The organism is Chryseobacterium sp. NFX27, from assembly GCF_049887855.1.
In the GTDB taxonomy this organism is placed as follows: domain Bacteria; phylum Bacteroidota; class Bacteroidia; order Flavobacteriales; family Weeksellaceae; genus Chryseobacterium.
In genome coordinates this window covers 35,226-49,833 of sequence record NZ_JAGEKK010000009.1, presented here as the reverse complement: position 1 = coordinate 49,833, position 14,608 = coordinate 35,226, and the positions used below count along the sequence as shown (strand labels likewise).

Genomic DNA, 14,608 nt, shown 5'->3' with positions numbered 1-14,608 from the left:
TTAAATTTATCAGCTGACAAACAGACTTTTATGTCTATTTTATCAACATTTTAAATACTGTTTAGGATTTTATTCTGTATTTTTTTATTTAGATTAATTTTTATTAATATTTTTGAAATAAGAAAAATGATGATAATTGATACAGGTTCAGAAACCGGAACGTATCTTTGCAGCTTGTAAAATGTTATTTATAATGAAAAGTATTTATTCTAAAATTCTGATTTTAGCATTCATTTCATCTTCGCTTTATTCCTATGCATGGGGGCTTACAGGGCACCGCGTCATTGCAGAGATTGCAGAAAACCACCTGTCGGGCAAAGCAAAAAGAGAAATAAGAAAAATAATGGGCAAAGAACGTCTTGCCTACTGGGCAAACTGGCCGGACTTCATCAAATCTGATACCACAGGGGTCTGGAAGCAGGCTTCAGCATGGCATTATGTAAATATTGATCCTCAGGCAGATTTTAAAGCTTTTGGCCAAAATCTGAAAATGCAGGCAGGTCCAAGCCTTTATACCCAGATAAACACTTTATCCAGCCAGATCAAAGATGAAAAGACTTCTGAAAAAGACAGGAAAATTGCACTGATATTCCTTATCCATATTATGGGAGACCTCTCCCAGCCTCTTCACGTAGGAAGAGCCGAGGATCTTGGAGGAAACAAAATCAATGTAACCTATTTTGGAGACAAAACCAATCTTCACTCGGTATGGGACGGAAAGCTGGTAGATTCACAGAAATACAGCTATACGGAATATGCCCATCTTTTAGACATTAAATCTAAAGAAGAAGTAAAGCAGATTCAGGCCGGAACTGTAGAGGACTGGATGTATGATTCTCATAAAATAGCGAACAAAATCTACGCACAAACTCCAAATGATTCAAAATTATCGTACGATTATCAGTATAAATTCAATGAGACACTTGAAAGACAGCTTCTTTACGGAGGGCTGAGACTGGCAAAACTGTTGAATGATCTGTTTTAGTAGTTGATGACCTTTAATCTAATCAATATAAGCGGGACTTCGGTTCCGCTTTTTTTGTTAATGAAGAAAGCCAGAAGATGGAAGAATTTAAGCTTAAATTTTGACTGCCATATCAGAAATCTCATGCCTGATCTCTAGTATCTGCCTTAAATTTAAAAAATAATTAAAACTGGTGTAACCTTTATATCACTTCATACGTATAATATATAGTAACTCTTTTTTGAGGATAAAAATAGATGAGACAATTAAAAATCACTAAGCAGGTAACCAACAGGGAAACTGCTTCATTAGACAAGTATTTGCAGGAAATTGGTAAAGTGGAACTGATCACTGCGGACGAAGAAGTAGAACTGGCACAAAGAATACGTGCAGGCGACAGAGCAGCACTGGAGAAATTAATCAAAGCCAACCTTCGTTTCGTAGTTTCCGTATCTAAGCAATACCAAAATCAAGGTCTTTCTTTACCCGATTTAATTAATGAAGGTAACTTAGGACTGATGAAAGCAGCAAAAAGGTACGATGAAACTAGAGGTTTCAAATTTATCTCTTATGCGGTATGGTGGATTCGTCAGTCAATTTTACAGGCTCTAGCTGAACAGTCAAGAATTGTAAGGCTTCCGTTGAATAAAATCGGCTCCATCAACAAAATTAATAAGGCATACGCTCACCTTGAACAGGAAAACGAAAGACCACCTTCTCCGGAAGAGCTGGCTGAAGTTCTTGATATGAGCGAGGAAGATATTAAAGAATCTATGAAAAACTCCGGAAGACACCTGTCTATGGATGCGCCTTTAGTAGAAGGTGAAGATTCTAATCTTTATGATGTATTGCGTTCAGGAGAATCTCCAAGCCCGGACAAAGATCTGATGCTTGAATCTCTTCAGATTGAAATCGAAAGAGCATTGAATACTTTGACACCAAGAGAGGCTGACTTAGTAAGATTGTACTTCGGACTGAACGGGAAACACCCAATGACTTTAGAAGAAATCGGTGAAACTTTCGATCTTACAAGAGAGAGAGTACGTCAGATTAAAGAAAAAGCAATTAAGAGACTAAAACATAATACCAGAAGCAAGATTTTGAAATCTTATTTAGGTAAATAATTTTTAGCGTAAAACAATGTATGCGGAATCTGTTTTCAGGCTCCGTTTTTTATTTTTGTATTATGAATACTGATGTGTGTTTTTTGATCGGAGGAATCATTTTATTTTTTATCTTTATTAATGTCCTACTCTATTTTTATCATAAGAATAGGCATATACTCTTTTTCAAAACTATAAAAGGCAGAAACTATACTTCAATCAAAAATATTGAAACGAGTATTGAAAGTTATTCAAAAATAGGGGCAAAACTTACCTATTATAAGGCAGAAATCATTTTTTTAAATCATGAGATCTTTATTATACCTTTCAATAAGCCCATTTTACAATTAATCCATAGTCCCGAAAACTTCCCTTACGTTTCTCTACGATTTAATACTTCTTTTAAGGAAATACGAAATGATATACTGGAAATTCAAGGAGATACAGGCTTAGGAAATTTCAAGATCACTTTAAATTTTAAAAATAAAAATTTTGATTTGCATTCGGTTATGTAAACGATGTAACATTTTTTGAAGTATCTTCAACTAATAAGGAATAACACCAATTTAAAAACTTATGAAAAAAATACTTTTTGCTTCCGCCTTAGCCATATTAACAATTTCCTGTAAAGAAAATAAGTCCAGAAATGCTCCGGCTGTAGAAAATGCCGTTGATAATGCAGAATCATCTGTTTCCGGTTCCCTGAAGAGCTATCGTAAGGGGGATATGGTTGACCAGATTTATTATGAACTGATCAAAAACGATAAAAACCTGAAAGCCCTGGATGACAAGATTATAGGGATAAATGAAGAGAGCAGACAAGTTTTGGACGTTTATGGGGAAACCCTCCAAAAATCTGAATCTTTCTATCTTGATGCTCATAACCAAGCTACTCTTATTAAAGATTCCCTTCTGAAACAACAGCTGGAGAAAGAAATTAAAATAAGTTCCGGCCAATATGATCTTAAGATCAGTAAAGTAAAAGAACTGATCGCCAAAGTCAATACAAACAATGATAACATCAGTAATCTGTATACTGCTTTCAAAATCAGGAAAACACTTCCGGAAATTGAAAAATACCAGAATGCTCATCCTTTGAAAACGGACAGTCTGGAAAATTTCATCAACAAACAGAGTCAGTTGCTGAACGAACTGAAAAATTTAAAATAAAAATGAATTACACCACGAAATGGCTTACGGATACTAAACGAACGGAAGAACTGGTTGATTTCTTTATTGACCATAAAACAGATTCCTATATCTCTCACGGAGAAATAATTTCAGGGAGAGCTTTAGATTCCAATCATTGGAATCCGGATCTTAAAGCAATATTGACCCATCAGTTTAATTCGGGTTTTGATGCTGACCATACGTCAAAATTAAATATCCTGATTGCTGAAAATGAGGAAGGAAAAATCATCGGAATGCTGATTTTCAATATTATTCGCGGATTTAAAAATTATGCAGTACTGGAAGATATGCTTTTAGATCAATCATTTAGAGGGCAATCCCTTGGAAGTAAACTGTTAGAGAAGGCTGTAGAAGAGTCCAAAAACTGGAAGATCAGCTTTATGATGCTGGAAAGCGGGATCAGTAATACAGGAGCCCATCATTTTTTCAATAAATACGGATTTAAAAAAGTATCTGAAAACTATATTTTAAGCCTTTAAAAAATAAAATCCTATTCTGATGAACACTATTTCAATCATAGGAGCCGGAATCGGCGGACTGGCTTTGGGAAATATCCTGAAGCAGCAGTCATATGATTTTACCATTTTTGAAGCTGCCCCGGAAATAAAACCTGTGGGAGCCGGAATCATGATGGCTGTTAATGCCATGCAAATCTTTGACAGATTAGGATTAAAAGAAAAAATAGAAAATGCAGGAAACAAGATTCATGGAATTTCCATAACCGATGAATCTTTAAAGCCGATCACAAAAACCAGCATTCCCGCGCTGGAAAAAAAATATAAATCCTGCAATGTAGCTATTCACAGAGCTGAACTCCAGAAAATACTGGCTGAAAATATCGGTAATGAATACATCAGGCTCAATCATTCTTTAGATAAGATCGAAAAGAACGGGAACTATTCTTTATATTTTGACAATGGAGAACAAACGGAAAGTAAAATCATTTTTGGGGCAGATGGTATAAAATCCAGGACCCGAAATCAGATTTTGAATACCGGAACTATCCGGAATACCGGACAGAAATGCTGGCGCGGACTGGTTACATTTGATTTACCGGAACAGTTTGATCAGGAGGCTGTTGAATTGTGGGGAAAAGGAAAACGCTTCGGTTTTGTGAAGATTTCAGAGAAAAAGGTATACTGGTATGCTTTGTTTAATGAAAAGAATCATAAGCGTTATTTCGGTCTGACTGAAAGTTTTAAAGAATTTCATCCTCTTGTTTCAGATATTATGGAAGCAACTTCAGAGGAGAACATCATTCTTAATGATATTACAGACCTGTCTCCTATTCCGTTATGGTATTCTGAAAATCTTTGTCTGATTGGTGATGCTGCCCATGCAACCACTCCGAATATGGGACAAGGAGCCTGCCAGGCTATTGAAGATGCTTATATCATCGGAAGATTACTGGAAAACAACAAGGATTTCAATGCTGTTTTTGAAGAATTTCAAAAGATTAGAAGGAAAAAGGTAGATTATATCGTTAATACCAGCTGGAAGATCGGAAGGATTTCGCAGTGGGAAAAGGGAAACACTTTGCGTAATTTCTTTATGCGGCTGATACCGGATGTCACCAATCAAAAACTGGCAGAAAAGATTATCCGGCTGGAAATGTAAGTTAATGCAAAAATAAAATGATGTGTAAACCCAGCAGAAACAGGAAAGCCCTTGCTATTAAAGCAAATTCAATACATATCCCAGAGACGATCCCAATAAAACAATCCATACACTATTGATCTTTTTGAAGCTGAAACTTAGTATCAGACATAATACAGCTATAAGAACTGCCCGCCAGTCGCTGATGCTTTCTTTTGCCATCACATAGCAAACAGAAATAATTATCGCTACTGAGGCTATATTTACAGCATCTAAAAATTTGGAAAAAAGACTTGAATTCCGCATCATTTTTACAATAGGATTTAATAATGCTACCAATATAAATGAGGGTAGGAAAATACCTACTGTAGAAACTGCTGCTCCCTGCCATCCGTTGATCTGATACCCAATAAAGGCAACTGAAGAAAATACAGGTCCCGGCGTAAACTGTCCCACAGCGATAGCATCTATGAGCTGCTGCCTTGTCAACAACCCTTTTTCCACCAGTTCGGCATCCAAAAAGGCAAATAATACATACCCGCTTCCGTATAAAATAGATCCTATTTTAAGAAATGTAAGAAACAGACTTACATTGACCGCTGAAAATAAATTGACATCTGAAACCTGTAATATACCCAGAGGTAAAAAAGAATTGATTGTTTTCCTGTTTGAAAACCATGATAAAGCCATAGCTAATAGTCCGGTACCAAATAACAGTAATATTTCATTGACGCCCACTAAAGCCAACACCAGTACCGTGGCACCAATGATTCCGAGCTGTATATTTTTTAATGATTTTTTTGCCAGCGGTAGAATGGCGATCAGAATAATTGAAATAATAGCTGGTTTAATCCCATAAATAAATGGCTGAACCTCAGGAAGCTGTCCGTATTCTTTATAAAGCCATGCGAAAAATAACGTTATCATTACTGCCGGAAATATAAAGCATACTCCTGCTACAATCAAACCTCTCCAGCCCGCTCTGTCCTGCCCTATATGCATTGCCATTTCGGTACTGTTGGGCCCCGGAATAAGATTTGTAGCTCCCATCAGATCCAGGAAATGTTCTTCACTCATCCACTTTCGTTTAGCGACCACTTCCTGCTGCATCATGGCTATATGGGCCGCCGGACCACCGAATGCAGTCACTCCCAAAGTGGTAAAAACACGGGCAAGTACCTTCAGTTCATTATTTCTGTTCACGGCTTATCAAATTTTTATCTATTGAAAAATTACCACTTCCAAAATACAGTAAAAAGATCAGAAGCATCGTCATGGCAAAATCTGTTCTGTATTCGTGGGCAAAAACCCAAAAGCCCCTGTCCAGAAAAGTTGGAATTTTTGTTGTAATAAAAGCCACTATCATAATAATTAATAAAGGAAGCGCAGCCAATCTGGAAATAAAGCCTAAAAGCAGTAAAATTCCACATATAATTTCCACCGAACCTACCAGTGATGCCCAAAATTCAGGATTATGAAAACCTATTTTTGCAAATCTTCCCGTACCAACACTTTCGGAGTTAATAAATTTCTGTAATCCTTCTGACAGGAAAATTAATCCGGCTGTTAGACGAAAAATGAATAACGGAAGCGGTTTTGTCTGAATAATCCTGTGGATCATGATTAGCTCATTTTATACAAAAATATATTATATTTTGAATATGGAAATAAAAAAGGAACCCAAATTGAGTTCCTTTTATTTAATAAGTCAGGGTGATTCCGGCTCCCCAGCCCATTTCATTATCATAATTCCCTGAAACAGATACCCATTTCTGGACAATATATCTCAGTCCGGTTGAAAATTCACCATCAGAATTGAGGCTGAAATTACCCCTTATCCTTCTGGATATCGGAATATCTTCACGGCTTAGCTCCAGCAATACTTTTCCGTTATGGTCTACACTTGCATCTGCTGTAATCAGCATTGGTAAAAGATACTGTACCCCAACCATGAAAGCATATTTGTCTTTTGAGGCTTTCTGCTGTCCGAACCACGATTTTTTCCCGTGAAACTCCATTCCCATATCCTCTGCCATCTGCCTTTCCATGATCTCATGGTTCTTCTGAATTCTGAGCCCCGCATAGGGAAGCGCCCACTGGAATTTCCCAAGGAATCTTCCTACTTTCACATTTCCTTCGAAATGATCAAAATCCCAGTTGGAATGAAATTCGTTCAGGTTGGCCCATCTCGGACCGAACATCGTCATCGTTTCCGCATGTACTTTATTGCTTGCAATATCCAGCATTGCCATTGAGCTGATCATTCTGTTGTCCTTCAGAAAGTTTTTCCAGGCCAGCTTTTTGTCAGGCAGCTGTGGATTGGGTTTTGAATTTTCGTAACTGAATATTCTTCCCATTCCGGCCATCATATGGTATAAAATATGGCAGTGGAAAAACCAGTCGCCATCCTGATTGGCGGCAAATTCAATGGTACTGGTTTCCATGGGCATGATATCCACCACATTTTTCAGAGGAGAATATTCTCCCTTTGAATTGATCAGTCTGAAATCATGGCCATGAAGGTGCATCGGATGGCGCATCATCGAATTATTGTACATCGTGATTCTCAGGATTTCACCTTTTTTAACCAGAATTTTATCTGTTTCCGTAACCGTTTTATTGTCTAAAGTCCACAGATAATGGTTCATATTTCCCTCTAATGTAAACTTCAACGCTCTTACATTTTCGTCCGGAAGAATAGTTTTTTCAGGAGATTTTAAGAGGTTGTATGAAAGTCTTTTGATTGATTTTTCTTCCTTCATCTCCATTCCTGCATGATTTTCGTGCCCCGTGGCCTTCGAATGATCTTCTTCCTTAGTCTTAACGCCCATCATTTCATTCATATGCTTCATCGTCATTTTCCTCTGGCTTTCGGGAAGTTCGGGATACATCACTTCATTCATATCCATCATCTGGTTGCCCATGGTCATATTCATCGGTTTCATATTCCCGCTCATTTCCATCATGCCGTTCATCATTTTCATTCCTTCAAAAAGCATCAGCCTCGGAAGATTGGGTGCTTCCACTTTTTCACCGGAACCCAGCCACAGTGAAGCATGTCCTACCCTGTCTTCTGATGTGGAGCGGAATTCAAAACTTTTGTTTTCAGGAATGGTTACCTCAATGTCATAAGTTTCCGAAACCCCGATGATGAGGCGGTCAACTTCTACCGGAACCACATCATTTCCATCATTTCCTACTACTTTTATTTTTCCGCCTCCGTAATTCAGCCAGAAATACGTGGACGATCCGCCATTGGCGACTCTCAGTCTCACTTTATCACCGGCTTTCAGATTGGAATAGTCGGAGCTTGGAAGTCCGTTGATCAGAAATTTATCGTAATAAACATCACTCACATCCATAGCTTCCATCCTTTTCCATTCATTCAAAGCTTTTGTCCCGAAGTTGCCGGATTTAATGGCTTCCCAATAACTCTGTACTGCATTTTTCTTAATGGCATACCAGTCTGTATTGGCCATATGAAGCCTTCTCGCAATCTGCATAGGGTCTTCATCACTCCAATCACCTAATAATACAGGGATTTCTTTGGTATAAGACGGCTTAGGCTCTCCTTCTCTTTTATTGAAGACCAGAATACCGTTCATCCCGATCTGTTCCTGCAAAGCTTCATGAGAATGGTACCAATACGTTCCGTTCTGAGAGACTCTGAATTTATATAAGTGAGTTTCTCCCGGTGTTACAGGCTTAGTCGTAAGGTATGGAACCCCGTCATGTTCATTAGGAAGAATCACTCCGTGCCAGTGAAGCCCGGTATTTTCTTTAAGCATATTGTGAAGATAAATCTCCGCTGTATCCCCTTCCGTGAAATATAAGGTCGGAGCCTGCAGCTTTCCGTTGATCGCAATCGCTCTCCGGTTTTTCCCTGTAAAGTTCACGATCGTATCTTTTACATACAGATCATATCTCACTGTTTTGCCTCCAAAAGTAACCTTTCCGTTTTCAGAGTTTCTTTTGAATACAGATTGATCCGTTTTTGGCTCTTCTACAGCTGTATGTTGGTGATTTGCTTTTTCCTCCAGCTCCATTCCACATTTCGGACACTTTCCCGGTTTGTCTGAAGTGACTTCGGGATGCATCGGGCAAGCATAAACAGCTGCGGACTGAGATTCAGCAGGTCTCGGCTGAACATGAGACTTCGTTTTAGCTTTATCTATTCTACTCTCTTTAATTTTTGGCTTTTGAACAGTCTTAGTTTTAGCCTCTGTTTTTATTTTAGACTTGTTGATTTTAGCATCTGTTGCTTTTTGAACTGTTTTAGGTACAGGTTTGGGTTGTGGCTGAACCGTAGCTTTTGGTCTTACTACAACTGTTTTCTTTACCAGCGTCATCTTACATTTGGGGCAGTCTCCTGGTCTTGAAGAAACTACCTCAGGATGCATTGGGCAGGTATAATAAGATTTCGTTGTTTGCGCGAACGTAAAAACAGATAACAAAAGCACCAGAAATATGATCAGTTTTTTCATAATATTCCGAACTTTTTAAAAGGCACACATCTTAAATTTAATTATAATTCAAGCTATGTAACTTATTGTTTTAAAATTAAATACAATAATTAATTTATTTCTGACTTTACACTTCCGCAAGAAAGCATAGATTTTCCGTAGTAAGGATTAATGATCTGTTTTTCATCACTTAGCCAGCTGGAATCAGCCATTGGACAATATTGTACGTAAACAGGTTTTTCTGAAATTTTAAATTCTTTTGTCAAAGCGATCATATTCTCAGAAAGATTGGAAAAGGTTTCTCTCTGAGCTGTAATATTCCGTGCATCAGAGATAAGCGTTGCATCTTTTCTTAAAATATTAAGGTTACCTTCAGAAACCAGTTTGTAGTCTACAGTTGATGCTGTCTTGATAAATTCTGCAGCCGCTTTTGAGGTTTTATCCGCATCATCTGAAGCCAGAGCCGATTTAATGGAAATATAGTTCTGATACAGTTTTGAAACCTGAGCGTCTTTTTTAGACTGCGCAGAAAGTGAAAGGATTGAGAATAGGGATAATGCTGCTGTAATGATATACTTTTTCATTGTTTTAAATTTTAGAATTAATTTTAATAAAGAATAATTGAAACGCATCATGCGTTGAGCCGTGTTGCCTGCGAAGGAGTAATCATCTGATTTACACCAGACAACAGACGGATCTTAAATTCTAAAATGACAATGATTGATGTAGATGGGAACCGGCCTGTATTCAGGTGGCCCATTGATTCTTATCTGAGTAAATTTTGTAGCTGAAAAAGATTTGTCGACAAAGAAAATCTGTTGCTGCATTACATCCGGAACGATCTGACCTAAAAAATTGATCATCAGCAGATCAGACTTCTGGGAATCATCTACTTTTACGACTTTAATTTCAGTCTTACAGCATCCTTTTTTTTCTTTGACACCACATTTACCACAAATATCTGAGGTTTTCTGGCTTACGGAAACAAATTCCTCCATACAGAAATGTATACTGAATGCTGCTCCGGAAGAGAATCCAAAGTAGAAAACAGAAAACAATATGGCAAGAATCTTTTTCATTGATAGGACAAAGGTAAAAATATCCTTCAAACTGTTGTTATAAAATTCTGTATACTTGTTATAAAATTCTGCCTAATGAAAAAGCTTCTGGACATTTCAGAAGCTTTTTTTATTTTATTCTCTCGCTGATTTTACAGATTGATCAGATTTTATTGTTCAGCAATTCTAATTTCTAAAATCTAATCTCTATTCTACAGTTTGAATTCAAGTTTTACATTGAAGAAACGTCCTGTAAGACGTACCGGAACCGGATACATGACACTCGAATTGTAGTCTGTAATCCATTGATTGGCAACGGTATTATTAATATTAAATGCATTAAACACCTGAACGCCTAAGGTTAATTCTTCAAAATTACCCCAGAAACCGTAACGTTTTTTCTTGTCTTTGGAATCAATAAATACTTTTGAAAGTCCTAAATCAACTCTTTTATAGGACGGCAATGTTTTCTGATACTGGTAAGGATCTGTGAAAACGGGTGCGCCATTCGGAAGTCCCATTGCATATACCAAGGTAAGATTGACACGCATGGACGGGAATTTAGGCATATAATCCTGATAGAACATCGCAAATCTGAATCTCTGATCTGTAGGTCTCGGAATATTTCCTCTTCCGTCGATATTTTCGTATACCCTGGCGTAACTTGCAGATAACCATGAATCTACACCCGGAACAAATTCCCCGAATAATCTGGTATCAATTCCATAAGCATATCCTGAAGCATTATTCTTTCCAGAATAACGGATTCTTACATTATCCATATAGTAGGGAATCAGATCATCCATTTTCTTGTAATACGCTTCTGTAGTCAGCTTAAATGGCCTGTCATACATATAAAACTCATAGTCGTTGGCAAGAATTAACTGCATGGAACGCTGAGATTTTATATCGGAATTGAAGTTTCCGTCAAGATCTTTGATCTCTTTGTAGAATGGCGACTGGTAATAGATTCCTCCGGAAAGCTTGAAGAGCATATCCGTATCCCAATCTGGTTTTATCGCAAACTGGAATCTTGGTGAAAAGATCGTTTCTTTATTGAAGCTCCAGTTTGAAACTCTGGCTCCGGCATTAAGGAATACTTTGCTGGCTCCCCAGTAAAATTTCTGAGAATACTGCGCATAAGCAGATAACCTTGATGGTTCTATTTTATTTTTCCCTGCAATCTGGTAAAACAGCTCCAGATCTCCTGATTGACCTGTCCGCGGATCATCGATAGGACGTGGAATACTGTATCCTGCAGCATCTACCAATTTCCATTCATTGGTATTATCATTCAGGTTTTCTTTTTCGTATTTAAATCCGACTTCAATATCGGTATTGATATTAGGCGAAAACTTAGCTCTGAACTGGGTTCCGTATGTTCTTACAAACAGATCATTTCTCGCATGCTCTATCTGCCCGCCGCCATCAAAAGAAGGATTTGGAGCTCCTGTCACAAGATCAAAAGTCTGGATCTCATAGCTTGAAGCAATAGAATAATATTCTTTTTCTCTGTTCTGATAAGCAAAACTGTCCAGTGTAAACTTCCATTGGTCCGAAGGCTTATAGTGCAGGGAAAAAGTACCCATCATATTTTTGTACATGTCCTGTTCCCTTCCGCCATAGCCAATATTCACAGTAATCGGCTGCTGAAGGCTTCCAAAAGTTACACTCTTGGCTTTGGGAACCATTTCATAATCGTTCTTGGAGTAATATCCAATGAAAGACATGGAGAATTTATCATTGAGATGATAATTAATATAAGACTGGAAGTCCCAGTAGGTAGGATTAAAATCCGTATCCTCGTTCAGCGTATTTAGAACTAAATTGGTATTTCTGTATCTTCCTGAAAATAAAGCAGTCAGCTTTTTATTCTTTGAAGCCAAACCGGCTGTTAATCTTCCACCAATCAAACTTGCTTCTCCTGAAAGTTCAAATTTTTCGGGTTCACGGTAGTAAATATTCAGAGCTGAAGACATTTTATCTCCATATTTTGGCTCAAACCCACCGGCAGAGAAATTGACAGTCGAAACCATATCAGGATTGATAATACTCATTCCTTCCTGCTGTGAATTTCTGATCAGGAAAGGCCTGTAAATCTCAATATCATTAATATAGATAAGGTTTTCATCATAGTTTCCGCCACGTACCATATATTGTGAAGACAGCTCCGTATTGGAGTTTACGGAAGGAAGGGTTTTAAGCAGACCTTCAATTCCTCCACCTATGGTAGCAATTCCTTTGGCATCTTTTGCTGATATTTTTACATTGGTAATGTCATTTGTTTTCCCGATCACTTTTTTCTGGAAAACGACTTCCTCAATATCGGTTACTCTTTCCGCAGTATCTTTTTTTCTGTTTTGAGAGAAAATCAGCATGGGAACCATAAGGCTTAGTGGTAAAACTAGTTTTTTCAAAAGAAATATTTTAAGAATTTCTAAAAATAGGGATTTTTTAACAATTACAAAATTGATTCTCTAATTCTTGTTAATTTCTGTAACAAATCTTCTAATAAATCTAATCTTAACATGTTGGCTCCGTCTGACAAAGCGGTTTCGGGGGTTGGATGAGTCTCAATAAAAATTCCGTCTGCACCTACAGCAATTCCTGCTTTGGCTACCGTTTCTATAAGATCCGGTCTTCCGCCTGTAACACCGGAACTCTGGTTAGGCTGCTGTAACGAATGGGTAACATCCAAAATCACCGGAGCATACTGTCTCATGGTAGGAATACCTCTGTAATCTACTATCAGATCTGTATATCCGAAAGAATTTCCCCGCTCAATAATAGCCACTTTCTGGTTATTGGAATCTGTAATTTTCTGAACCGCAAACTTCATAGATTCCGGAGAAAGAAACTGCCCTTTTTTCAGACTTACACATTTCCCGGTTGCTGCCGCAGCTACCAAAAGATCGGTCTGGCGTACTAGAAACGCAGGAATCTGAAGTACATCAACGTATTGAGCAGCCAATGCAGCATGCTCATTTTCGTGGATATCGGTTGTTGTTGGAATATTAAAGGTCTCTCCTACTTTTCTAAGAATTTCCAGAGATTTTTCTTCTCCAATGGTGGTAAAAGAATCTACACGGCTCCTGTTGGCTTTTTTAAAGCTTCCTTTGAAAATATAGGGAATATTGTATTTGTCCGTTATGCTGATTACTTTTTCTGCTATTCTTAATGCCATATCTTCGCCTTCAATGATGCAGGGGCCGGCAATAAGGAAAAAGTTTTTTGAATCTTTGTGGTGGATATTATCTAAATACTGGATCATTTTTATTTCAATTAAAAAGTTCAGTAAAAATACTTATAAAGTTTCAGAATCGGAAATTATTTGAGTGGAGATTCAGGGTTTAGGGTTTAGGGTTTAGGGTTTAGGGTTTAGGGTTTAGGGTTTAGGGTTTAGGGTTTAGGGAATATAAAAATTTTGAAGGGTTAAAAAGATATCTGTTAAAATTAGAGGTAAGGAATTAAAATATTTTTGTCTCTCGCAGATTTCACAGATTATGCAGATTTATATGTTTATGAGAACAGTACAATTATTGACCCTATTCATTTTACTATTATTTAAATAATACGAAACCATCAGCGCAATCTGTGGGAAATGTAAGCGTCATCAAAAAATATCCGGATTTCTCATGAATTCATTTTTTTCAGAATCTTTTCAAAAGTATTGATGTTACGGCTGGTGAACTGATCTTTAAGGCTTTTTTTACCTAGAACTTTACCAAAAGAAGAATCTAAAGTATTTCCTTTCGGAACCTGCCAGTAAAATATTTCCCGAACGATCTCAGCTTTTTCATTTTCAGTCTTGGAAGCAGCTTCAAATTCTTTCATTAAAACATTTTCGACTCCGGGATTTCCTACAAAAGCATAATTATGCAGATCATTATTGCTTTCAAAAGGGATACTGTTCCAAAAAACCTCCGTTTCTTCCAGGGATCTAATAAATAAAAAAGCTTCATAAGAAAAATGATCAGACATTGCTTTTTCTAAAATTTTCTTTAAATCTCCGGCGTTTTTATCGGAAGAGAACACAATATTTCCTGAGGCCAATACTGAGCTTACATCCAGCATTCCGGCATCTTTAAAAACCTGGCATACATCGGCCATTTTCATATTGGTTCCTTTTACATTTACACCACGAAGAAAAGCACAGTATTTCATATTTTTCAGGGATTAGATAATAGGTATTAGGTGGCAGGGTTTTAGGGAGTATCATAGTGTACTTCTTTC

At 37.4% G+C, this 14,608-nt stretch carries 13 protein-coding genes; 5 read left to right on the top strand and 8 right to left on the bottom strand.

Going from position 1 to position 14,608, the window contains the following annotated elements:
* Nucleotides 1-193 precede the first annotated feature (193 nt).
* The 5 genes from J4Q03_RS11870 (at nucleotide 194) to J4Q03_RS11850 (ending at nucleotide 4,875) form a co-directional block, all read left to right on the top strand.
* Complete coding sequence (locus J4Q03_RS11870) at nucleotides 194-985, top strand: S1/P1 nuclease (protein ID WP_426048384.1); 792 nt, start codon at nucleotides 194-196, stop codon at nucleotides 983-985.
* 236 nt (nucleotides 986-1,221) lie between these two features.
* Nucleotides 1,222-2,088 (top strand): sigma-70 family RNA polymerase sigma factor, encoded by an 867-nt coding sequence (locus tag J4Q03_RS11865; protein WP_002979276.1) that lies wholly within the window; start codon nucleotides 1,222-1,224, stop codon nucleotides 2,086-2,088.
* 555 nt (nucleotides 2,089-2,643) lie between these two features.
* On the top strand, nucleotides 2,644-3,237 hold the full coding sequence (locus tag J4Q03_RS11860) for a hypothetical protein (protein ID WP_426048383.1): 594 nt from the start codon (nucleotides 2,644-2,646) through the stop codon (nucleotides 3,235-3,237).
* 2 nt (nucleotides 3,238-3,239) lie between these two features.
* Nucleotides 3,240-3,737: a GNAT family N-acetyltransferase gene (locus tag J4Q03_RS11855; protein WP_426048382.1), complete on the top strand. Its 498-nt coding sequence runs from the start codon at nucleotides 3,240-3,242 to the stop codon at nucleotides 3,735-3,737.
* A gap of 19 nt (nucleotides 3,738-3,756) precedes the next feature.
* On the top strand, nucleotides 3,757-4,875 hold the full coding sequence (locus J4Q03_RS11850) for an FAD-dependent monooxygenase (RefSeq protein ID WP_426048381.1): 1,119 nt from the start codon (nucleotides 3,757-3,759) through the stop codon (nucleotides 4,873-4,875).
* A gap of 57 nt (nucleotides 4,876-4,932) precedes the next feature.
* Here J4Q03_RS11850 and chrA read toward each other — a convergent pair whose 3' ends face one another.
* The 8 genes from chrA to J4Q03_RS11810 all read right to left on the bottom strand — a co-directional run bounded on the left by chrA (nucleotide 4,933) and on the right by J4Q03_RS11810 (nucleotide 14,539).
* Nucleotides 4,933-6,057, bottom strand: a complete 1,125-nt coding sequence (chrA, locus tag J4Q03_RS11845; RefSeq protein ID WP_426048380.1) for a chromate efflux transporter — start codon at nucleotides 6,055-6,057, stop codon at nucleotides 4,933-4,935.
* Entirely contained in the window at nucleotides 6,044-6,475 is a 432-nt protein-coding gene (locus J4Q03_RS11840; protein WP_426048379.1) for a DoxX family protein, read from the bottom strand. The genes chrA and J4Q03_RS11840 overlap by 14 nt, the downstream gene beginning before the upstream one ends.
* Nucleotides 6,476-6,554: 79 nt before the next feature.
* A complete protein-coding gene (locus J4Q03_RS11835; protein WP_426048378.1) occupies nucleotides 6,555-9,338 on the bottom strand; it encodes a multicopper oxidase domain-containing protein in 2,784 nt (927 codons plus the stop codon).
* 89 nt (nucleotides 9,339-9,427) lie between these two features.
* On the bottom strand, nucleotides 9,428-9,901 hold the full coding sequence (locus tag J4Q03_RS11830) for a DUF3347 domain-containing protein (RefSeq protein ID WP_426048377.1): 474 nt from the start codon (nucleotides 9,899-9,901) through the stop codon (nucleotides 9,428-9,430).
* A gap of 114 nt (nucleotides 9,902-10,015) precedes the next feature.
* Nucleotides 10,016-10,396, bottom strand: coding sequence for an HYC_CC_PP family protein (locus J4Q03_RS11825; RefSeq protein ID WP_426048376.1), 381 nt, complete (start codon nucleotides 10,394-10,396; stop codon nucleotides 10,016-10,018).
* A 191-nt stretch (nucleotides 10,397-10,587) separates the two neighbouring features.
* Nucleotides 10,588-12,792 carry a TonB-dependent receptor plug domain-containing protein gene (locus tag J4Q03_RS11820; protein ID WP_426048375.1) on the bottom strand — a complete coding sequence of 735 codons (2,205 nt, stop codon included), beginning with the start codon at nucleotides 12,790-12,792 and terminating at the stop codon, nucleotides 10,588-10,590.
* 44 nt (nucleotides 12,793-12,836) lie between these two features.
* Nucleotides 12,837-13,646, bottom strand: a complete 810-nt coding sequence (kdsA, locus tag J4Q03_RS11815; protein WP_426048374.1) for a 3-deoxy-8-phosphooctulonate synthase — start codon at nucleotides 13,644-13,646, stop codon at nucleotides 12,837-12,839.
* Between the two features lie 362 nt (nucleotides 13,647-14,008).
* On the bottom strand, nucleotides 14,009-14,539 hold the full coding sequence (locus J4Q03_RS11810; RefSeq protein WP_426048373.1) for a DUF1697 domain-containing protein: 531 nt from the start codon (nucleotides 14,537-14,539) through the stop codon (nucleotides 14,009-14,011).
* Nucleotides 14,540-14,608 lie beyond the last annotated feature (69 nt).